The organism is Stutzerimonas kunmingensis, from assembly GCF_021432085.1.
In the GTDB taxonomy this organism is placed as follows: Bacteria; Pseudomonadota; Gammaproteobacteria; order Pseudomonadales; family Pseudomonadaceae; genus Stutzerimonas.
Map to the genome: position 1 here is coordinate 58,347 of NZ_CP090366.1, position 19,254 is coordinate 77,600.

At 65.2% G+C, this 19,254-nt stretch carries 21 protein-coding genes; 12 read left to right on the forward strand and 9 right to left on the reverse strand.

What is annotated here, in order from left to right:
• Window positions 1-186: 186 nt before the first annotated feature.
• The gene (yghU, locus tag LW136_RS00285) at window positions 187-1,029 is read right to left on the reverse strand and encodes a glutathione-dependent disulfide-bond oxidoreductase (RefSeq protein ID WP_234174363.1); all 843 of its coding nucleotides are present in this window, start codon (window positions 1,027-1,029) and stop codon (window positions 187-189) included.
• Between the two features lie 258 nt (window positions 1,030-1,287).
• Between yghU and LW136_RS00290 the strand changes: the two genes are divergently transcribed.
• The 4 genes from LW136_RS00290 (at window position 1,288) to LW136_RS00305 (ending at window position 3,531) form a co-directional block, all read left to right on the forward strand.
• A complete protein-coding gene (locus tag LW136_RS00290; protein WP_230357644.1) occupies window positions 1,288-1,524 on the forward strand; it encodes a helix-turn-helix domain-containing protein in 237 nt (78 codons plus the stop codon).
• The gene (locus LW136_RS00295) at window positions 1,521-2,762 is read left to right on the forward strand and encodes a type II toxin-antitoxin system HipA family toxin (protein ID WP_234174364.1); all 1,242 of its coding nucleotides are present in this window, start codon (window positions 1,521-1,523) and stop codon (window positions 2,760-2,762) included. Before LW136_RS00290 ends, LW136_RS00295 begins: the two co-directional genes overlap by 4 nt.
• 206 nt (window positions 2,763-2,968) lie before the next feature.
• Window positions 2,969-3,340 (forward strand): hypothetical protein, encoded by a 372-nt coding sequence (locus LW136_RS00300; protein WP_234174366.1) that lies wholly within the window; start codon window positions 2,969-2,971, stop codon window positions 3,338-3,340.
• A 2-nt stretch (window positions 3,341-3,342) separates the two neighbouring features.
• Window positions 3,343-3,531 carry a DUF1289 domain-containing protein gene (locus LW136_RS00305; protein WP_042925871.1) on the forward strand — a complete coding sequence of 63 codons (189 nt, stop codon included), beginning with the start codon at window positions 3,343-3,345 and terminating at the stop codon, window positions 3,529-3,531.
• Window positions 3,532-3,642: 111 nt separating this feature from the next.
• Here the strand turns inward: LW136_RS00305 and LW136_RS00310 are convergent, their stop codons facing one another.
• The 3 genes from LW136_RS00310 to trpB all read right to left on the reverse strand — a co-directional run bounded on the left by LW136_RS00310 (window position 3,643) and on the right by trpB (window position 6,188).
• A complete protein-coding gene (locus LW136_RS00310; RefSeq protein WP_234174368.1) occupies window positions 3,643-3,972 on the reverse strand; it encodes a DHCW motif cupin fold protein in 330 nt (109 codons plus the stop codon).
• Between the two features lie 186 nt (window positions 3,973-4,158).
• A complete protein-coding gene (gene trpA / locus LW136_RS00315; RefSeq protein ID WP_234174369.1) occupies window positions 4,159-4,980 on the reverse strand; it encodes a tryptophan synthase subunit alpha in 822 nt (273 codons plus the stop codon).
• Window positions 4,977-6,188, reverse strand: coding sequence for a tryptophan synthase subunit beta (gene trpB / locus LW136_RS00320; protein ID WP_014818546.1), 1,212 nt, complete (start codon window positions 6,186-6,188; stop codon window positions 4,977-4,979). The genes trpA and trpB overlap by 4 nt, the downstream gene beginning before the upstream one ends.
• A 181-nt stretch (window positions 6,189-6,369) precedes the next feature.
• Between trpB and LW136_RS00325 the strand changes: the two genes are divergently transcribed.
• Both LW136_RS00325 and LW136_RS00330 read left to right on the forward strand, forming a co-directional pair.
• Window positions 6,370-7,272, forward strand: coding sequence for a LysR family transcriptional regulator (locus LW136_RS00325; protein ID WP_234174371.1), 903 nt, complete (start codon window positions 6,370-6,372; stop codon window positions 7,270-7,272).
• 297 nt (window positions 7,273-7,569) lie between these two features.
• Window positions 7,570-8,070: a DUF3060 domain-containing protein gene (locus tag LW136_RS00330; RefSeq protein ID WP_234174373.1), complete on the forward strand. Its 501-nt coding sequence runs from the start codon at window positions 7,570-7,572 to the stop codon at window positions 8,068-8,070.
• Window positions 8,071-8,127: 57 nt separating this feature from the next.
• On the opposite strand, the gene galE is transcribed toward LW136_RS00330, so the two are convergent.
• Entirely contained in the window at window positions 8,128-9,189 is a 1,062-nt protein-coding gene (gene galE, locus LW136_RS00335) for a UDP-glucose 4-epimerase GalE (protein ID WP_234174374.1), read from the reverse strand.
• Window positions 9,190-9,609: 420 nt separating this feature from the next.
• Between galE and LW136_RS00340 the strand changes: the two genes are divergently transcribed.
• From LW136_RS00340 to LW136_RS00365, 6 genes are all read left to right on the forward strand, one after another.
• Window positions 9,610-10,794, forward strand: a complete 1,185-nt coding sequence (locus LW136_RS00340; RefSeq protein ID WP_234174375.1) for a glycosyltransferase family 1 protein — start codon at window positions 9,610-9,612, stop codon at window positions 10,792-10,794.
• Window positions 10,782-12,002 (forward strand): UDP-galactopyranose mutase, encoded by a 1,221-nt coding sequence (gene glf, locus LW136_RS00345; protein ID WP_234174376.1) that lies wholly within the window; start codon window positions 10,782-10,784, stop codon window positions 12,000-12,002. Before LW136_RS00340 ends, glf begins: the two co-directional genes overlap by 13 nt.
• Window positions 12,003-12,091: 89 nt before the next feature.
• Window positions 12,092-13,246: a glycoside hydrolase family 1 protein gene (locus tag LW136_RS00350; RefSeq protein WP_234174377.1), complete on the forward strand. Its 1,155-nt coding sequence runs from the start codon at window positions 12,092-12,094 to the stop codon at window positions 13,244-13,246.
• Window positions 13,243-15,048: an ABC transporter ATP-binding protein gene (locus LW136_RS00355; RefSeq protein WP_234174378.1), complete on the forward strand. Its 1,806-nt coding sequence runs from the start codon at window positions 13,243-13,245 to the stop codon at window positions 15,046-15,048. The genes LW136_RS00350 and LW136_RS00355 overlap by 4 nt, the downstream gene beginning before the upstream one ends.
• Window positions 15,045-15,260, forward strand: a complete 216-nt coding sequence (locus tag LW136_RS00360; RefSeq protein WP_230357634.1) for a KTSC domain-containing protein — start codon at window positions 15,045-15,047, stop codon at window positions 15,258-15,260. The genes LW136_RS00355 and LW136_RS00360 overlap by 4 nt, the downstream gene beginning before the upstream one ends.
• Window positions 15,261-15,439: 179 nt before the next feature.
• Window positions 15,440-15,655: a dodecin gene (locus tag LW136_RS00365; protein WP_014818555.1), complete on the forward strand. Its 216-nt coding sequence runs from the start codon at window positions 15,440-15,442 to the stop codon at window positions 15,653-15,655.
• A gap of 20 nt (window positions 15,656-15,675) precedes the next feature.
• Here the strand turns inward: LW136_RS00365 and LW136_RS00370 are convergent, their stop codons facing one another.
• From LW136_RS00370 to LW136_RS00385, 4 genes are all read right to left on the reverse strand, one after another.
• Entirely contained in the window at window positions 15,676-17,028 is a 1,353-nt protein-coding gene (locus tag LW136_RS00370) for a cation:proton antiporter (protein WP_234174379.1), read from the reverse strand.
• 123 nt (window positions 17,029-17,151) lie between these two features.
• Window positions 17,152-18,150 (reverse strand): LLM class flavin-dependent oxidoreductase, encoded by a 999-nt coding sequence (locus LW136_RS00375; RefSeq protein ID WP_234174380.1) that lies wholly within the window; start codon window positions 18,148-18,150, stop codon window positions 17,152-17,154.
• 40 nt (window positions 18,151-18,190) lie between these two features.
• Window positions 18,191-18,607: a PA0061/PA0062 family lipoprotein gene (locus LW136_RS00380; protein WP_023446384.1), complete on the reverse strand. Its 417-nt coding sequence runs from the start codon at window positions 18,605-18,607 to the stop codon at window positions 18,191-18,193.
• Between the two features lie 93 nt (window positions 18,608-18,700).
• Entirely contained in the window at window positions 18,701-19,126 is a 426-nt protein-coding gene (locus LW136_RS00385) for a PA0061/PA0062 family lipoprotein (RefSeq protein WP_019405990.1), read from the reverse strand.
• Window positions 19,127-19,254: the final 128 nt, after the last annotated feature.

The window sequence follows — 19,254 nt, forward strand, 5'->3', positions numbered from 1 at the left end:
ATCGGCATAGTTCAGCGTGGAGGATCAGCGGTCGGAGGAGGGCCGTGCAGTCGCTGCGCGGAGGACTGCGCGGCGATTAGGGAGCTTTGAAGCAGGCCCCCTCGGCCGGGGCTGGGCAGCCTGCCTGCGCAAGATGGCGGGCGGTGGAAAGGCTTCGCGCCTTCCACCGCCCGATCCGGTTGCGCTTCAGTCGAGGTCGGCAGCGCTGTGGCGCTCGGGGGCCTGTTCGGATTCATCGCCCCAGGTGCGATTGACCTTGCGCCCGCGGATCACGGCCGGGCGCTCGGCGACCTCCGCGGCCCAGCGCTGGACGTGCTTGTAGTCCTGCACGGAAAGGAATTCGCCAGCGTCGTACAGCTCGCCCCGCGCCAGCACGCCGTACCAGGGCCAGATCGCCATGTCGGCGATGCTGTAGTCGTCACCGGCCACGTAGCGGTTCTCCGCCAGCTGGCGGTCGAGCACGTCGAGCTGGCGCTTTACCTCCATGGCGTAGCGGTTGATCGGGTACTCGTACTTCTCGGGCGCGTAGGCGTAGAAGTGGCCGAAGCCGCCGCCGAGGAAGGGCGCCGAACCCATCTGCCAGAACAGCCAGTTCAGCGTCTCGGTACGCGCACGGATTTCCGTGGGCAGGAAGGCGCCGAACTTCTCCGCCAGGTAGACCAGGATCGAACCGGACTCGAACACCCGTAGCGGTTTGCCTGCGACGCTGTGATCGGCCAGCGCGGGGATCTTCGAGTTCGGATTGATCTCGACGAAGCCGCTGCCGAACTGATCGCCCTCACCGATGTTGATCAGCCAGGCATCGTACTCGGCGCCGCTGTGGCCGGCGGCGAGCAGCTCCTCAAGCATGATCGAGACCTTCACGCCATTGGGCGTGGCCAGCGAGTAGAGCTGCAACGGATGCTTGCCCACCGGCAGCACCTTCTCCTCCCGCGCACCGGCGGTCGGGGCATTGATACTGGCGAACTTGCCGCCCGAGGGCGCGTCGTGGGTCCAGATCTTCGGCGGGACGTAAGGGGTATCAGGCATGAACAATCTCCTCGGTGGCTCTGGGGATGTGCAGGGCATGCTACGCCCTCGGCCGGCGCTGTCGAAATCAAGCGGGTCGATATTGGTCATCGATGGGCGATGGTTTGTTCTGCGAGGGGGTTTTTTGAGATGAACTAGAAATTTTTTTCCCGATCGGTAAAAAATCCAGTGCATCGACCAGCGGTGGAGAGTATTTTCCCTACTGGGAAAAAAGCGAAAGGAGCTGTTTCCGAAGGGCAAATTGTACGGAACGGGAAAATGGGTGGACCTACCGCATTTGTTTCGATGGCCGAGCTGGGCAAGCTGATCCAGCGCACTCGCAAGGGTCAGGGGCTGCGTCTGGTGGACGCTGCCGGTCTATGTGGCGTGAGCGTGCGCTTTCTGAGCGAGCTGGAAAATGGCCGCGAGAGCTGTTCGTTCGGGCGGGTGCTGAACGTGTGTCATACGCTTGGCATCGAGCTGTTGGCGGCTAGACGTGACGGGAGCGACCTGTGAGCGGACTGCTCGGCGTCTACCGGGGTGATTGCCGTATCGGTGAGCTTTGGCTGGGTGACGATGGCCGCAGCATGGGTTTTCGTTATAGCGAAGCAGCGCGGTTTGCAATCTCCAATAGCTTGCCGCTTGCAACCGGTATGTTTGCGCCAACGCTCGGCACGGCACATAACTGGTTTGCCAATCTGCTTCCCGAAGAAGCTTCGCGGCAGTTGCTGGTGAACCGGCTTGGGATCGCTGATGACGACTTTTCGCTGTTGGCCGCCATCGGTGGTGATTGTGCCGGTGCGTTGCGCATTGTTGACCCGGAGCGGGCCGATGCGTTGATCGAATCTGGCCAGGAGCCGGTCGACCCCAATCAGCTGGCGCGCTGGGCGCAGGGTAAGGAGCGCTACGCCTTGTTCCAGCCGGGCAAGGCGACACGGCTTTCGCTTGCCGGCGCCCAGGACAAGATTCCCGTAATCCTCGAAGGCGGCCAGCTCTACCTCCCGCGCGGCGCCGCCGCTTCTTCGCATCTGATCAAGTTCTCGCTAAAGCCGGCGTTGGTTTTCAACGAGCTCTATATGAACCGCCTGGCTCGGATCGCTGGGCTTGTGGTTCCCGACTCGCACGCAGGTCAGGCAGGGAAGGCTCACTATCTTGCTGTGACTCGTTACGATCGTGAGCGAGTGGATAACCAGATCGAGCGTGTGCACCAGGAGGACATGTGCCAGGCGCTTGGCTATCCGCGGCGGCTCAAGTACCAGGAAGAGGGCGGCCCGACGCTGGCTGCCTGCGCAGACCTGTTGCGCGCGGTGACGGCCATGCCTGCGCTGCAGGTGCGCCAGCTGCTGCGCTGGCAGATATTCAACGTGCTGGCCGGCAACAGCGATGGCCATGCCAAGAACATTTCGCTGTTACAAGACGCCAAGGGGCGCTGGTCATTGGCGCCGGCCTATGACCTGGTATGTACGATGGTGCTGCCATACAGCCCCAGTCTTGGTTTCGCGGTCGGCAGCAACTTCCATCCGCAGCAGCTGCGCAGAGCCGATTGGGAAGAGCTGGCACGCCACATGGGCCTTGCGCCGCCGTTCGTACTGCGGGAGCTGCGGCAAATGCTGGATCTGCTCGAGCCAGCTGCCAATAGCGCCGAGTTGCAAGCCGAGCTGGAGACGGTTGGCATGGATGAGGTGGGTTGGGCGAAGGTTCAGCATGTGCGCAAATATGTCGTTCAGCAGTGCCGCCGCTACCGCAAGCTGTAGCGCCCAGGGTCCTTCCTTCATGACTGCCTACAGCCCACGCTAGCGCCTCGCTGTGTGAGATTGCCGCGAGCGTGGCAACCATAGTCAGTAATCGATCAGTGGTACTGACAACAAGCGGTGCCGACGATCCGGCATGCAGCGGTCGCGCTAGACTCCTTCCTACTGTCCCATCCACTCGGGGCCTAACCCGGATACAGGACGGCACGATGCCCCTCAGCAAACGCGATCAGACCCGTATGGAACGGCAACTTGCCAGTTGCCTGAGCCAGGCCTGCGAGGCGGGCAAGGCGGAGGTCGTCGGCTTCAGCTGGCTCACCCATGAGGTCGATTACGCGCGCTTCCCCGAGAGCCTGCAGGTCACCTGGGTATTCGTCACCGAGGCACAGCGGGCGCTGGCGATTGGCCAAGGGCAGGGCGCGCGCATGCAGGCGCTTACCCGGGCGGCACTCGCTGAGGCGGGTGTGGATATGGATGCCCTGATTGCACCGGTGCGCTTCGACAGCGAGAAAGCCTGCAAGCGCGACGATGGCGGTGACTGGCAACGCCGCCTGGCCCGCAACGCCACGACACGGCACTGACCATGGGCAAGGACGTCGAGAATCCGTGCATTTCCGTCTGCAAGCTCACTGACGAACTCTGTACCAGCTGCGGCCGCACCAAGGACGAGATCCGCAAATGGAAACGCATGAAGCGCCCGGACAAGAAGGCCGTCGTGGAGCGCGCGGCGCAGCGGTTGAAGGCGCTGAAAAAGAAGAAAAAGAAAGGTTGAGCCGAGCGATGGGGCGCCTCTGCTGTCGATGGCGGTGCGATCGTCCACCGCGCATCTGCATCGCAGGCACTGATCCCGCGTCGTGCGCCTCAGGTTGCAGAGGCGACGCAATCAATCCACCACGAAAAGCTTTGCCCCCACTTCGGTAGATGAGCGATGCGGCTCGGCGCCGTCGGCGACCTGGTAGCTCATGCCCGGCGTAAGGATGAAGCGGCGCCCATCAGGAAGCTCGGTGTGCAGTTTGCCTTCCAGGCACAGCAGGATATGGCCCTTGCTGCACCAGTGGTCGGCCAGATAACCCGGGGTGTACTCGACCGTGCGCACGCGGATGGGGCCAAACTGGCGGGTGCGCCAGTAAGCGCTGCCGGTTTCGCCTGGATGCAGGGTGGGTTCAATAGTCGCCCAGTCGGTAGTACCGAAGGGGAGGTCGTTGATGTCCATGTCTGACGCCTGTAGGCAATGAGTGAATGGTCTTGCAGAAAAGCAGTGGTGATAGATGCGGCGCGCCGTGGTGGCTTGAAGCCCACCGGATAGGCCATTCCTGAGGCAACGAACGCCCGGTACACGAACGAAAAAGCCGCTGCCCTCTCACGGGAGCAGCGGCTTTTCGGTTACGGCACTAAAGCCTCAACCGCGGGCGCCGCGTGCTCCGGCGCTGAGCTGGCGGCACAGGCCGAGCACACCTTCCACCGCGTCTTCCGGGCTCTTGGCCCCGGCGATCTGGTCGATCAGTGCCGAGCCCACCACCACGCCTTCGGTAAGCCGTGCGATGGCGGCGGCTTGTTCCGGCGTGCGGATGCCGAAGCCGACGCACACCGGCAGGTCAGTGTGGCGCTTGAGGCGCGCTACCGCTTCCTCGACGTGTTCCAGGGTGGCGGAACCTGCACCGGTCACGCCGGCCACCGAGACGTAGTAGACGAAGCCCGAGCTGCCGTTGAGCACGACCGGCAGGCGCTGGTCGTCGGTGGTCGGGGTGGTCAGGCGGATGAAGTCGATGCCGGCGCTCTGGGCCGGGTCGCAGAGTTCGTCGTTATGCTCCGGCGGCAGGTCGACGACGATTAGGCCGTCGACACCGGCTTCTTTCGCATCGCTGACGAAGCGCTCGACGCCGTAGGCGAAGATCGGGTTGTAGTAGCCCATCAATACCAGCGGGGTGCTGTTGTTGGATTCGCGGAACTCACGGACCATCTGCAGCGTCTTCGGCAGGTTCTGCTTCGCCGCCAGAGCGCGGATGTTGGCCAGCTGGATCGCCGGGCCGTCAGCCATCGGGTCGGTGAACGGCATGCCCAGCTCGATGACGTCGGCGCCGGCCTCGGGCAGGCCCTTGAGGATGGCGAGCGAGGTGTCGTAGTCCGGGTCACCGGCGGTCACGAAGGTCACCAGCGCGGCGCGGTTTTCCTGCTTCAGCTGTGCGAAGCGCGTCTGCAGACGGGAGTTCACCGAGCTCATATATGTTCTTCCTGTTCGTCGTAGTGGTGCATGACGGTTTGCATGTCCTTGTCGCCGCGGCCGGAGAGGTTGACCACCATCAGGTGATCCTTGGGCAGCTTCGCCGCGCGCTTGAAGGCTTCGGCCAGGGCGTGGGCGGATTCCAGCGCGGGGATGATGCCTTCCAGGCGGCAGCACAGGTGGAAAGCTTTCAATGCTTCGTCGTCGGTGCATGGCACGTATTCGACGCGCTTGATCTCGTGCAACCAGGCGTGCTCCGGGCCGACGCCGGGGTAGTCGAGGCCGGCGGAGATGGAATGCGCATCGGTGATCTGACCGTCGGCGTCCTGCAGCAGAAAGGTGCGGTTGCCGTGCAGCACACCCGGTGCGCCACCGGCCATGCTCGCGGCGTGTTTGCCGGTGTCGATGCCGTGGCCGGCCGCTTCGACGCCGACGATCTGTACCGCTTCGTCATCGAGGAACGGGTGGAACAGGCCGATGGCGTTGGAGCCGCCACCGATGCAGGCAACCAGCGAGTCGGGCAGGCGGCCTTCCTTCTGCATGATCTGCTCGCGTACTTCGTTGCCGATCACCGACTGGAAGTCGCGCACCATGGCCGGGTAGGGGTGCGGGCCGGCGGCGGTGCCGATCAGGTAGAAGGTGTTGTGAACGTTGGTCACCCAGTCGCGCAGGGCTTCGTTCATCGCGTCCTTCAGCGTGCCGGTGCCGGCGGTGACCGGGATCACCTCGGCGCCCAGGAGCTTCATGCGGAAGACGTTGGCCTGCTGGCGCTCGATGTCGGTGGTGCCCATGTAGACCACGCACTGCATGCCGAAGCGCGCGGCCACGGTGGCGGTGGCCACGCCGTGCATGCCGGCGCCGGTCTCGGCGATGATGCGCTGTTTGCCCATGCGCTTGGCCAGCAGGATCTGGCCGATGCAGTTGTTGATCTTGTGCGCGCCGGTGTGGTTCAGGTCTTCGCGCTTGAGGTAGATCTTCGCGCCGCCGAACTGCTCGGTCAGGCGCTCGGCGAAGTACAGCGGGCTGGCGCGGCCAATGTAGTCACGCTGGAAATAGGCCAGCTCCTCGAGGAAGGCCGGATCGCTCTTGGCCTTCTCGTACTCGGCGGCCAGCTGGTTAATCAGCGGCATCAGGGTTTCGGCGACGAACTGGCCGCCGAAGCGGCCGAACAGGCCGCGGTCGTCGGGACCGCTGCGGTATGACGTCATGTGAGGCTCCTGTAACGGTTGCCGGGCCTGTGCTTGGGTACTTGTCCTGAACGCGTTTCGGCGCATTCGCGGTCAAGACCGCTGCCACAGGCGTCGGATGATGCGATGGCCTCAGGGTACGGCTATGGGCGCCGGGTTAAAAGCGATAAGATCGCCGCGACCTGTCAGGAAAACTCACACTATGGCTCAGGATCTTCCCCCGCTCAATGCCCTGCGTGCCTTCGAATCGGCCGCCCGCCTGGGTAGTGTCAGCGAAGCGGCGCGCGAGCTACATGTCACTCACGGGGCCGTCAGCCGGCAGGTCAAGCAGCTTGAGGAGCAGCTGGGTATAGGCCTTTTCATCAAGGAAGGTCGTGGCGTAAAACTCACCGATGCAGGGGTACGCCTGCGCGATGCCGCCAGCGAGGCCTTCGAGCGCCTGCGCAGCACCTGTGCCGAGCTGCAGCGGCAGACGGCCGAGGCGCCGTTCGTTCTCGGTTGTCCCGGCAGCCTGCTGGCGCGCTGGTTCATCCCGCGGCTGGACCGGCTCAATCGCGACCTGCCCGAGCTGCGTCTGCAGCTGTCTGCCAGCGAGGGCGAGCTGGATCCACGCAAACCGGGGCTGGATGCCACGCTGTGGTACGCCGAGCCGCCGTGGCCAGCGGACATGCAGGTGTTCGAGTTGGCCGTCGAGCGCATCGGCCCGGTGCTCAGCCCCTACCATCCGCGCTGTGCCGAACTGCGCAGCGCACCGCCCGCGGCACTGCTCGACGAAGCGCTGCTGCATACCGCCTCGCGCCCGCAGGCCTGGCCGAGCTGGGCTCGCCGGCAGCAACTGGACCCCACGCAGCTGCACCTCGGGCAGAGCTTCGAGCACCTGTACTTCCTCCTGGAGGCGGCACTGGCCGGGCTGGGTGTGGCTATCGCGCCGCAGCAGCTGGTCGCCGACGATCTGAAATCGGGGCGGCTGCTCGCGCCCTGGGGTTTCGTCGAAACCAGCGCCCGGCTGGCGCTCTGGGTGCCGGCACGGCGGCTGGATCGGCGTGCCGAGCGCCTGGCGGAGTGGCTGCGAGACGAGCTGCGCGGTGCGCAGAAGCCAGGGTAGAGTCAGGCGGAAAGCACCGGCGTGGCTGCCGCGATCGAGATCGCTCTCACAGAACGGAGCTCCTTCGGATGCGGTTCGTTCAGTGGCATGAATGCGGCGATTGGAAAGCGCAGATCGCTACGGGCGCGAACAGCGGGTGGTTACTCGCGCGTGCTGCATGACGCAACTCGCCACGCGCGTCCTTGGCGGCGTGAACTCGGTCGTCGCCATCGAGTCCTACGCCGCACGGCAGCGGAGCGATCTACGATCGCAGCGGTTTTCTCCGATGCCTTCTTCTGCCTCGAAAGGACTTAGCGAATGAATGCTTGCGCTTCTGCTGCGATGCTCGCGGCCGGCCTGCTGTTGGCGGCGGCTGCCCATGCTCAACCGATCGAACTGGATGGCATCGAGCTGTCACGGGATGTGCCCTGCCTTGGCAAGGACGTGGCCATCTCCGGTAATGCCAACAAGATCAGCCTTACCGGGGACTGTGGTGTGGTGCAGGTCTACGGGACAGACCATGAGATCAGCCTGGAAAAGGCGTCTGCGCTGGAAGTGTCTGGCATCGGAAACAGCGTAACGGCGAAGTCCGTCGACCGCCTGACCGTGGACACCAACAAGAACCATATCCGCACCACCATCCTTGGCCGAGGCCAGACGGCAATCGTTGAGGTATTAGGCGCTGATCACGAGCTGGAACTGGTGTTCGACGGCCCGGCGCAGGTCACTGTGGCTGGCATCGACAACCGCTTGAAGTGGAGCGGGGATGAGCCGGCGATGTCCTTGTCCGGCGCTGGTCACCAGATAGACCGGCAATAGGGCGGACTTTGCCGCCCGGGTGGCTGGTCGTGTACCGGTCTGCCGTCCGACCGGGGCTTAACTGGCCAGGGCAGTCTGCGTGGAGACTTCCGTGGCGGCGACCTTTTCCTCGGCGTAGCCGCGCGGGTTGCGGCTCTGCCAGCGCCAGGCGTCGGCAAGCATGGTGGTCAGGTCCTTTGCGGCGCGCCAGCCGAGTTCCAGTTCGGCCTTGGTCGGGTCGGACCAGCATTGGGCGATGTCGCCACTGCGGCGCGGTTTGATCACGTGGGGCAGGGGGCGCCCGGTGACTTCCTCGAAGGCGGTGATCATCTCGCGTACCGAGTGGCCCTTGCCGGTGCCGAGGTTCCACGTGGAAACACCGTGAATCAGCTGCAAGCGCTCCAGCGCTTTCAGGTGCCCCTTGGCCAGATCGACCACGTGAATGTAGTCGCGCACGCCGGTGCCATCGGGTGTCGGATAGTCGTTGCCATAGACGTTCAGTTGCTTTCGCCGGCCCACCGCCACCTGCAGCATGTACGGCAGCAGATTGTTCGGCACGCCGTTGGGGTCTTCGCCTATCAGCCCCGACTCGTGCGCGCCGATGGGGTTGAAGTAGCGCAGCAGGCCGATCGACCAGCGCGGATCGGAATCGGCCAGGCCCTTGAGCACGTTCTCGGCCATTAGCTTGGACTGGCCGTAGGGGTTGGTCGGCACGCCGGTGGGGCGGTCCTCGGTGATCGGCATCACCGGCGATTCACCGTAGACCGTCGCCGAGGAGCTGAACACCAGCCTGAACACACCGGCTTCGGCCATCGCCTGGCACAACGCGATGCTGCCGCCGACGTTGGTTTCGTAGTAGCGCAGCGGCTCGCGCACGCTTTCGCCAACCGCCTTGAGCCCGGCGAAGTGCATGACCGCGCTGACCGGGTAGGCAGCGAACAGCGCCTTGAGCAGCGAGCGGTTGCGCACATCGCCCCTGACGAACTGCAGCGGTCGCCCGGCGAGCTGCTCGACTCGGTCCAGAGCGGCCTGCGAGCTGTTGCACAGATTGTCCAGCACCAGCACTTCATGCCCGGCCTGCAGCAGTTCGAGCACCGCGTGTGAGCCGATGTAGCCGGCCCCTCCTGTTACCAGAATCATCTGTCTACCTCCGCATTCGCTGTCTTTTCGACACGCTCGGGACACTGCGGCTGGCCAGTGAATGGCGCTGCATGAGTCTCCGCAATCTGGGATCGGCGAAACGGAACGGGACGGCGATGACGAGCTGCGCGCAGGGTTCCGATGCCGGATTGATCAGGCGTCCTGCTGATAGGGACGGGGCAAGGTTCGAACGAGTTCCATCCAACCGCCGGCCGGTCGACGGCCTGCACCAATTGATGATTGGCGGGAACCCGTACCGCTGAATGTCGTCCACTACCGGCAGGTGGCGAGGGTTGCAGGACGTTGAACGACCCGCGGCCACCGCGAGACGACACGCCTTACGCAGGGCAGCGCTGGCTTCAAGTGACGGGTGAACGGGCATCGGAGGCCTGGGCGCCGCCAGCGATAACGAGGTGCTACATGAGTTGGGCCGGCCCGTTCCAGTACGACATCGGTAAATCCCGCAACGCGCAGCAGGCGCCGGCCGAAGTGGTCTTCGACGATCAGATCCCGACGCTGCTGTGCCTCTCGCACCTGCGCTGGAGCTTCGTCTACCAGCGCCCGCAGCACCTGATGTCGCGCTTCACGCGCGACTACAACGTGCTCTTCCACGAAGAACCCATTCCCACCGAAGACGCCGAACCCTGGCTGGAAGTGCGACCCGAAGAGAACGGCGTGCAGGTGCTGATCCCACGCCTGCCAGCCGGCTGTGAGGGGGAGGATGCAACCCGCGTGCAGCGCCAGTTGCTCGATGGCTACCTGGAGAAGCTCGGCGTCAGCGAGCTGATGCTCTGGTACTACACGCCGATGAGCCTGGCGTTCTCCGATCATCTGGCACCGAACCTGATCGTCTACGACTGCATGGACGAACTCTCGGCCTTTCGCGGTGCGCCACCGCAGCTGATCGAGCGCGAAGTGGAGTTGATGTGTCGCGCCAATCTGGTCTTTACCGGCGGCTACAGCCTCTACGAGGCCAAGCGCCAGCGCCACGACAATGCGCATCCGTTCCCCAGCAGCGTGGATGTCGAGCACTTCGCCGCCGCGCGCCGGCCGCAGCATGACCCGGACGACCAGGCGGAAATCCCCCATCCGCGCCTGGGCTTCTACGGCGTGATCGACGAGCGTCTCGATCTCGAGCTGATCGAGCAGGTGGCGCGGACGAAGCCGGACTGGCAGATCGTGCTGATCGGCCCGGTGGTCAAGATCGACCCAGCCGAGCTGCCGCGCCGCGACAACATCCACTACCTCGGCGGCAAGACCTACGACGCGCTGCCGCAATACCTGTCGGGCTGGGACGTGGCGATCATGCCGTTCGCGCTGAACGAATCGACCCGCTTCATCAGCCCGACCAAGACCCCCGAATACCTCGCCGGCGGTTGCCCGGTGGTGTCCACGCCGATCACCGACGTGGTGCGCACCTACGGTGACACCGGCATCGTGCGCATCGCCGACAGTGCCGAGGCGTTCGTCGCCGCGACAGAAGCCGCCCTGGCCGATGCCGAGGACCGCGATGCGCTGTTGGCCAAGGCCGACGAGATCCTCGGTGATATGTCCTGGGACCACACCTGGAGCCTGATGAAGGAGAAGATGCAATGCGCGATATGACCCCGCAAGACAGCAACCCGGAACGTCTGGGCGGTGGTGCCGGCGAAGAGCCGCAGGCGCGCAGGCGTGGCTTCGATTACCTGATCGTCGGTGCCGGCTTCGCCGGCAGCGTGCTCGCCGAGCGGCTGGCCAGGGGCTTGAACAAGCGCGTACTGGTGGTCGACCGGCGCCCGCACATCGCCGGCAACGCCTACGACTATCACGACGAATCCGGCGTGCTGATCCATCGCTACGGCCCGCACATCTTCCACACCAACGCTCAGCGCATCGTCGACTACCTCTCGCAGTTCACCGAGTGGCGCCCCTATGAGCATCGCGTGCTGGCGCAAGTGGACGGGCAGGAAGTACCAATCCCGATCAACATGACCACGCTCAACAGGCTCTACGGTCTGAACATGACCACCGAAGAGGAAGCGGCAGATTTCCTCGCCAGCCGTGCCGAGCCGGTGGAGAACATCCAGACCAGCGAAGACGTGGTGATCAACGGCATCGGCCGCGAGCTGTACCAGAAGTTCTTCCGCGGCTACACCCGCAAGCAGTGGGGACTGGACCCGTCGCAGCTGGACAAGTCGGTGACTTCGCGCATCCCCACGCGCACCAACACCGACGACCGCTACTTCACCGATACCTTCCAGCAGATGCCCAAGTACGGCTACACCAGGATGTTCGAGAAGATGCTGGCGCATCCGAACATCAAGGTGATGATCAACACGGACTACCGCGAGATCCGCGACGAGGTTCAGTACGACCACCTGATCTTCTGCGGCCCCATCGATGAATACTTCGATTACCGCTTCGGCAAGCTGCCGTACCGCTCGCTGAAGTTCGAACACAAGCAGCTCGACCAGGAACAGTTCCAGGCGGTGGGTACGGTCAACTACCCGAGCGAGGATGTGCCCTACACGCGCATCAGCGAGTACAAGCACCTCACCGGGCAGGCCCATCCGAAGACCAGCATCACCTACGAGTACCCCTCGGCGGAGGGCGATCCCTACTACCCGATCCCGCGGCCGGAGAACGCCGAGCTGTACAAGCGCTATCAGCAGCTGGCGGACCAGACGCCCGGCGTGACCTTCGTCGGCCGCCTCGGCACCTACAAGTACTACAACATGGATCAGGTAGTCGGGCAGGCGCTGGCGCTGTACAAGCGCATCGAGGAAGCTGAGCTGGCAACGCAGCCGCAAGCGGTGCCCGAGCAACTCGGCTGAAGCGCAGCGGTCGTTATGCCTGAGGCTCGCCGCGCGCCGGCGAGTCTTCGGCCACGCGGGCGGCCACCGAGTCATCCATGAGGTAAACGATGCACCGTCCCTCCCTGTTCAAGAGTTTTTTCCTTGGCGGTTTCGAGTGTTCCAACCACCGGCGTAGCGACGGTCGGCGTCTCGACCTGATCGCCGCGACCGGCCATGACCGCTGGGCCGCCCACGACTATGCCGAGCTGCACCGCCACGGCCTGCACAGCGTGCGCGACGGTCTGCGCTGGCACCTGATCGAGCGGGCGCCGGGGCAATATGACTGGTCGAGCTTCCTGCCGATGCTGCAGGCGGCGCAGCGCCAGGGCACCCAGGTGATCTGGGATTTGTGCCATTACGGCTGGCCGGACGACATCGACATCTGGCGACCGCAGTTCGTCGAGCGCTTCGCCCGCTATGCCGCCGCGGCCGCGCAGCTGATCAAGGACGAGACCGGCGAGGTGCCGTTCTATGCGCCGCTCAACGAAATCTCCTTCTGGGCCTGGGCCGGTGGCGACGAGGCCTATTTCAATCCGATGGCCCGCGGCCGTGGTTTCGAACTCAAGCACCAACTGGTGCGCGCCACCATCGCCGCGATGCAGGCGATCCGCGCGGTCGAGCCACGGGCGCGCTTCGTCCAGGTCGATCCGGCCATCCATGTGGTCGCGGGCAACGACCGGCCCGGCCCACAGCGCGACGCCGAGCGCTTCCGCCAGTCGCAGTTCGAGGCCTGGGACATGCTATGCGGCGAGCAATGGCCGGGGCTTGGCGGCGCGCCGGAGTACCTCGACGTGCTGGGCATCAACTACTACTCGAACAACCAGTGGTACCACGGTGATGGCCGTACCATCGAGCGCGACAACCCGGATTACCGACCATTCAAGGGCATCCTGCGGGAAATCCATCAGCGTTATGGGAGGCCGTTGCTGATAGCCGAAACCGGCGCCGAAGGCGACGTGCGCGGGGACTGGCTGCGCTATGTCAGCGAGCAGGCCGGGTTGGCCATGCAGGCCGGGGTGCCGGTGGAAGGCATCTGCCTGTATCCGGTGCTGGATTACCCGGGCTGGACCGATGAGCGGCACTGCCCGGTCGGGCTGCTCGGCTTTCCCGACGAAAACGGCAAGCGCTGCGTGCATGAAGGGCTGGCTGATGAACTGCGGCTGCAGCAGATGCGTTTCAGCCACTCCAGCCCGACTCTACAGCTAGCCGAAGCCACGCCATGAACCAGGCGGCCGCCGTGCCTCAGGCCAAGCCGGACGAGCTGCCGCTACCCAGCCGCCCGGTCGCCTTTCTCTGGCATTACATCTGCGCCCGGCCCTGGCATTTCGGTGGCCTGCTGGCGCTGATCATCGGCGCGGCCAGCTGCGCGGTGGCGGTGCAGTACGGCATGAAGCTGCTGGTCGACGCCATGGCCCAGGGCACTGCGGATCGCGCGTCGGCCAATGTCTGGTGGCCGTTGGGGCTGTTCATCGGCCTGATCGTCAGCGAGAACGTGCTGTGGCGCCTGGGTGGCTGGCTGGGCTGCCGCACCGTGGTGGCCAGCGTGGTGGATATCCGCGTCGACCTGTTCAGGCACCTGACCGGCCACCCGATGCGTTATTTCACCGAGCATTTCGCCGGCTCGCTGGGCAATCGCATCTCTGCCGTTGGCCAGGCGGCTGGCGCCATCTACGGCGGGCTGGCCTGGAAGATCGTGCCGCCGATCGTCGACTTTCTTGGCGCCGTGGTGGTGTTGCTCACGGTGGACGTGCGCATGGCCGTGGCGTTGATCATCTTCGTTGCCATCGTTGCCGTTTTGATCACCGGGTTCGGTATTCGTGGTCGTTACAAGCATCAGCGCTTTGCCGCGCAATCGGCACGGGTCGGCGGCGAGCTGGTGGATGCAGTCTCCAACGTCTGGACCATCAAGGCCTTTTCCGCCCGTGATCGCGAGGCCGAACGCCTGGCCCACGAGATCGGCTTCGAAGCCCGTGCCCAGCGGCGCAGCTGGATGTACCTGGAAAAGGCCCGGGTGATGCACGATATCTGCCTGTCGGTGATGGCTGGCGGCATGCTGGTGTGGGCGATCAAGCTGTGGATAGCCGGCACGGTGACCGCCGGCGACGTGGTGCTGGTCAGCGCGCTGACGTTTCGCATCCTGCACGGCTCGCGGGATCTGGCCCTGGCGCTGGTGGATGCCACGCAGCAGATCGGTGCCATCGACGACACCCTGCGCATCATCGTGCAGCCCCATGGTCTGGATGACACCGACAACCAGCTGATGCTGGCCGAAGGCGATATCACCTTCGAGCGCATCCGCTTCGCCTATCCAGATCGTGGTGCCGTGTTCGACGGGCTGGATCTGCACATTCCGGCGGGGCAGAAGGTCGGCGTGGTGGGCTCGTCCGGCGCCGGCAAGTCGACCCTGATCAACCTCATTCAGCGCCTCGACGACGTGCAGGACGGGCGCATCCTCATCGACGGCCAGGACATCCGCAGCGTCAGCCAGGACAGCCTGCGCGAGAAGATCGCCGTGGTGCCGCAGGAAACCGCGCTGTTCAACCGCAGCATCCGCGAGAACATCCGCTACGGGCGTCCGGATGCGAGCGACGAGGAGGTGGTCGCGGCGGCGCGCAGTGCCTTCTGTGATGGCTTCATCCGCGAACTGCCGCAGGGTTACGACACCCTGGTCGGCGAGCGCGGGGTGATGCTCTCCGGTGGCCAGCGCCAGCGCCTGGGCATTGCCCGCGCATTCCTCAAGGACGCACCGATCCTGATTCTCGACGAGGCGACCTCGGCGCTGGATACCCAGTCCGAGGGCGAGATCCAGGCGGCACTCAACCTGCTGGTGCACAACCGCACCGTGGTCGCGGTGGCGCACCGCTTGTCCACGCTGTCGAGCTTTGATCGCATCATCGTGCTGCGCGACGGCCGTATCGTCGAAGACGGTCCGCCGCAGGAGCTGCGCAGCCGTGGCGGCGAATTCGACGCGCTGTGGCGCATGCAGGCCGAAGGCTTCACCCAGGAACCCGGGCCGGCGGTATGAAGCGTGCGGCGGTGTCTTCGCGCAGCCTGCGCTCGCTCGGCTACGACCCCGAGCAGCAGGTGCTGGAAGTGGAATTCAGCAGCGGCGCGCTGTACCGCTACGAAAAGGTCCCGCCCGCAGCGGTGCAGGCCTTGCTCGAAGCCGACTCGCTGGGGCGGCATTTCAACCAGGTATTCAAGCCGCAGCATTACCGCTACCAACGCATCGGGTGATCGTGCCGGAAGCGCGCGGACAAGCTGCGCGTCATCCACCCATCCCGCCGAGGGCGATTCGCCGCCCGCCATCGGCGGATCGACCGCTCCGCTGAACTTCCGGGGCGCTCTGCGGGCCTCAATCAACAGGACGCGTCATTACCGAGCGGAGGCTCTTCAGACCAGAAGGGGATTGTTCAATGTCGGATCATCACACGTACAAGAAGATTGAAATCGTCGGCTCCTCGCGCAACAGCGTCGATGAGGCGATCCAGAACGGTATCGCCGAAGCCAGCAGCAAGCTGCAGAACGTCGAGTGGTTCGAGGTTGGCGAGATTCGCGGTCATGTCGAGAACGGCAAGGTCGGTCACTTCCAGGTGACCATGAAGGTCGGCTTCCGCCTCGAGAACAGCTGATCGCCACGCGCGGCCGCCGTTCAGTCGGCGGCAGCGCGGCTGCGTTCGTAGCGACGCAGCAGCGGCTGGGTGCTGAGTCCGTGCAGCACGATGCTCAGCGCTACCACCGATAACACCAGGCCGATGATGGTATGCGCTTCGTCCGGCATCAGGCCGTGGGTCACCGCGTAGCTCAGGTAGTACAGGCTGCCGATGCCACGAATGCCGAACCAGCCGGCCGTCAGGCTCTGGGCGCGGTCGAGGTAGCGCCGCGGCATCAGCAGCATCACGCTCAGCGGCCGAATCAGCAGGAACAGCGCCAGGCCGAGCGGCACCGCACGCCAGTCCCAGTGCACCGAGACCAGCACCCCGAGCATGGTCACCAGCAGCACTTCCAGGCTGCGCTCCAGTTGTCCGCCAAACGCCAGCACATCACCCATCAGCACGCCCGCGGCGACCCGCGGTTGTCCGAGCTGTCGGTCATCCAGTGACAGCGCGCGCGGCGCTAGACCCCCTTCGGCAAGATGCGGCACGGCATCGTTGATCAGCTCTTCGGACGGCGTCTCCGAATCATCGGCGGCGGCCATTTCCGCATGGCGCAGGCCGAGGCCCGCGGCGAACACGGCGAGAAAGCCCCAGGCATCGGCCAGCTCGGCGCCGACGTACGCCAGCGCGATCAGCGCCAGGGCCAGCGAATCGTTGGGCGACATGGCGGTATCGGTGTGGCGTGCGCGCAGGTAGATCGCCACGCGGCCGACCAGCTTGCCCAGCAGAAAGCCGATCAGCAGCCCAGCCGGCACCGCCCATAGCAGCCGATGCAGCGCCCACTCGCCGACCCAGTCGGCTTCCAGCTGGCCCTGGGCGATAAGCATCAGGCCGAAGACCACGAAGGGAAACGCGGTGCCATCGTTGAAGCCCGCTTCACCGGACAGGCCGTAGCGCAGGCGGTCGCTGTCGCGGGCATCATTGACCTGCACCAGGCTCGCCAGCACCGGATCGGTGGGCGCAAGAATCGCCCCGATCAGCACCGCGACACCCCAGCTCAGGCCGAACACGTAGTAACAGAGCAAGGTGACGCCGCCGATGCAGGCGAGCATCACCGGCCCGGCCAGTACATAGGCGCTCTTCCACGCCGGGTGCCTGAGCGGCATGCGCAGCTTGAGGCCGCTGACGAACAGCGACACCAGCACCGCTACTTCGGTGAGGTGTTGCATCCAGCCGGCGATATGCAGGAACTCCATCTCCCACAGACCGATGCCGAGCTGGCCGATGAGCACGCCGAAACCGAGGTAGATCAGCGACGTGGTGATCGGCAGCCAGCGCAGGTAGGCCGAGGCGAGGGCGAGGATCAGCAGCAGGACGCCGAGCACGGCCATCCATTCGAGAAAATTCATGCGTGTTCCGATGGCGGGGCGCGGTTGCGCCCAGGGGTGTGTGCCATTGGAGCGGTGCCCGGCGGCAGGGTTCGCCGACAGGGCCGAGGTAGGCCGCCGCCGGTCAGGGCAGCGGCCGGCTTTCTACTGGCGCAGCTCGGCGACGATCTCGAAGGCGCGATGGCGGTCGGCGGTTTCGTAGAGGTCGCAGGTGAAGATCAGCTCGTCGGCCTGGGTCTGCTCGAGCAGTACGTCGAGACGCGCGCGAATCTTCTCCGGGCCGCCGATCAGCGCCAGGCCGAGGAAGTCGCCCACGGCCTGCTGCTCATGCGGCAGCCACAGGCCCTGCATGCTCTGCACAGGCGGGCGCAGGACCAGACTCTGGCCGCGGATCAGCGAGAGAATGCGCTGGTAGACGCTGGTCACCAGGTACTCGGCCTGCTCGTCGCTGTCGGCGGCGATCAGCGGTACGCCGAGCATCACGTAGGGCTTGTCGAGCACCGCCGAAGGCTTGAAGTTTTCTCGGTAGAGCTTGATCGCCTGGTGCATGTAGCGCGGCGCGAAGTGCGAGGCGAAGGCGTAGGGCAGACCCTTGGCCGCGGCCAGCTGGGCGCTGAACAGGCTGGAGCCGAGCAGCCAGATCGGTATGTTGCTGTCGACGCCGGGCATGGCGATGACGCGCTGGTTGGGCTGGCGCGGACCGAGCAGCAGCTCCAGCTCCTCTACGTCCTGCGGGAAGTCGTCGGCGCTGCCCATGCGGTCGCGGCGCAGCGCATGGGCGGTGAACTGATCGGCGCCGGGCGCGCGACCGAGACCGAGGTCGATGCGGCCCGGGTAGAGCGCTTCCAGCGTGCCGAACTGCTCGGCGATCACCAGCGGCGCGTGATTCGGCAGCATCACCCCACCGGCGCCGAGGCGGATGCGCGTGGTGTTGGCGGCCAGGTAGCCGAGCAACACCGCGGTGGCAGCGCTGGCGATGCCGTCCATATTGTGGTGCTCGGCGACCCAGAAGCGCTGGAAGCCAAGCCCCTCGACATGGCGCGCCAAGGCCACGGCATTGTGCAGCGCCTGGGCCGGCGTGCCGTCGTCGCGGATCGGCGCCAGGTCGAGAGCGGAGAAGCGGGTGTTTGCAATGCGGGACATCGTTTACCTCATGACGTAAGGCGGTCGGGTGCGAGCGCGCTCAGTGGCAGTGCTCGGCCTCTGCCTCGACCAGCACGTTGCGCTGTTCGTCGCGCAACCAGCCTTGCGGGGTGAAACCCAGCGAGCGGGCCTGGAACAGGTAGCGCTGGCCGGGCTGGAAGTCGTCGTAGCGGATCACCAGGGTGCAGCGAATGGTGTGGGTTTCGCCGAACAGGCCGAAGTCGCCCCCTGTCACTTCGAATTCGTAGCGCGCTTCGAGTTCATGGGCGCCCGGCGGGACCTGGAAATAGCGGCCGTCGGGGGTGCGTTTGCCATCCAGCTGGTCGGACATGAAGATATCGCTGGGCTGCGCGGTCATGTCGACCCAGGCCATGTTCGGGTCGGGTTGCGGCAATGGCCCGGCGCAGCCGGCCAGGGCGAGAAGGGCGGGCAGGGCGAGGGGGAGTGCGCGACGCATGGCTGGATCCTCGGCGAATGGCGGGGTGAGACGCGCTGCGCCTCACCGATGCTGCCGAGGGTGCGCCAGATGACGGCGCATTTCAACGCGGACTCAGCGGCCGGCGAGGTCGCCGCAGCCCTTTTCCTCGGCGCGGGCCAGCACGTACTGGTGCTGGTCGTAGAGCTTGGCCCAGGGACGGAAACCATAGCCGCCTGCCACCAGGCGATAGCGCGCCCCGGCGGTGAACTTGTCGTATTCCAGGGTCAGCTTGCAGTCGCGAGGCAGCGGGTTGCTGCCGGGGCCGACGTTGGCGCCATTGACCTCGAAGCGGTAGCGCATCTCCAGCTTGCGGCTGCCGGGCGGTACCTGGAAATAGCGATCGTCCTCCAGCGTCTTGCCGTCCACGGCGACCGCCTGCAGCTGGGTCTCGCCGTTCGGGTTGAGCTCGACCCAGGCTTGCTCGGGATCGGGCTTGGGCATCCACATGGAGCAGCCGGCCAGGCTGGCGAGCAGGGTGACGAGAAGGAAACCGCGCATGTACAAGGCTCCAGCCGGTGATCAGTGGCCGGCAAGGGTTCGATTGAGGACGTCATGGGCTGCCGCAGGTTGCAATCGGCAGCACGGCCTTTGTAGGGTGCGCTAGGCGCGCCGGCGCCAGCCCGACA

What these genes read in the sequence shown, in the direction of transcription:
- LW136_RS00380 (WP_023446384.1), bottom strand. Translation starts at nt 18,607, where the DNA reads ATGCGTCGCGCACTCCCCCTCGCCCTGCCCGCCCTTCTCGCCCTGGCC.
- LW136_RS00360 (WP_230357634.1), top strand. Translation starts at nt 15,045, where the DNA reads ATGAAGCGTGCGGCGGTGTCTTCGCGCAGCCTGCGCTCGCTCGGCTAC.
- LW136_RS00325 (WP_234174371.1), top strand. Translation starts at nt 6,370, where the DNA reads ATGGCTCAGGATCTTCCCCCGCTCAATGCCCTGCGTGCCTTCGAATCG.
- LW136_RS00310 (WP_234174368.1), bottom strand. Translation starts at nt 3,972, where the DNA reads ATGGACATCAACGACCTCCCCTTCGGTACTACCGACTGGGCGACTATT.
- LW136_RS00305 (WP_042925871.1), top strand. Translation starts at nt 3,343, where the DNA reads ATGGGCAAGGACGTCGAGAATCCGTGCATTTCCGTCTGCAAGCTCACT.
- LW136_RS00290 (WP_230357644.1), top strand. Translation starts at nt 1,288, where the DNA reads ATGGGTGGACCTACCGCATTTGTTTCGATGGCCGAGCTGGGCAAGCTG.
- LW136_RS00350 (WP_234174377.1), top strand. Translation starts at nt 12,092, where the DNA reads ATGCACCGTCCCTCCCTGTTCAAGAGTTTTTTCCTTGGCGGTTTCGAG.
- LW136_RS00370 (WP_234174379.1), bottom strand. Translation starts at nt 17,028, where the DNA reads ATGAATTTTCTCGAATGGATGGCCGTGCTCGGCGTCCTGCTGCTGATC.
- glf (WP_234174376.1), top strand. Translation starts at nt 10,782, where the DNA reads ATGCGCGATATGACCCCGCAAGACAGCAACCCGGAACGTCTGGGCGGT.
- LW136_RS00300 (WP_234174366.1), top strand. Translation starts at nt 2,969, where the DNA reads ATGCCCCTCAGCAAACGCGATCAGACCCGTATGGAACGGCAACTTGCC.
- LW136_RS00365 (WP_014818555.1), top strand. Translation starts at nt 15,440, where the DNA reads ATGTCGGATCATCACACGTACAAGAAGATTGAAATCGTCGGCTCCTCG.
- yghU (WP_234174363.1), bottom strand. Translation starts at nt 1,029, where the DNA reads ATGCCTGATACCCCTTACGTCCCGCCGAAGATCTGGACCCACGACGCG.
- LW136_RS00355 (WP_234174378.1), top strand. Translation starts at nt 13,243, where the DNA reads ATGAACCAGGCGGCCGCCGTGCCTCAGGCCAAGCCGGACGAGCTGCCG.
- LW136_RS00330 (WP_234174373.1), top strand. Translation starts at nt 7,570, where the DNA reads ATGAATGCTTGCGCTTCTGCTGCGATGCTCGCGGCCGGCCTGCTGTTG.
- LW136_RS00385 (WP_019405990.1), bottom strand. Translation starts at nt 19,126, where the DNA reads ATGCGCGGTTTCCTTCTCGTCACCCTGCTCGCCAGCCTGGCCGGCTGC.
- galE (WP_234174374.1), bottom strand. Translation starts at nt 9,189, where the DNA reads ATGATTCTGGTAACAGGAGGGGCCGGCTACATCGGCTCACACGCGGTG.
- trpA (WP_234174369.1), bottom strand. Translation starts at nt 4,980, where the DNA reads ATGAGCTCGGTGAACTCCCGTCTGCAGACGCGCTTCGCACAGCTGAAG.
- trpB (WP_014818546.1), bottom strand. Translation starts at nt 6,188, where the DNA reads ATGACGTCATACCGCAGCGGTCCCGACGACCGCGGCCTGTTCGGCCGC.
- LW136_RS00375 (WP_234174380.1), bottom strand. Translation starts at nt 18,150, where the DNA reads ATGTCCCGCATTGCAAACACCCGCTTCTCCGCTCTCGACCTGGCGCCG.
- LW136_RS00340 (WP_234174375.1), top strand. Translation starts at nt 9,610, where the DNA reads ATGAGTTGGGCCGGCCCGTTCCAGTACGACATCGGTAAATCCCGCAAC.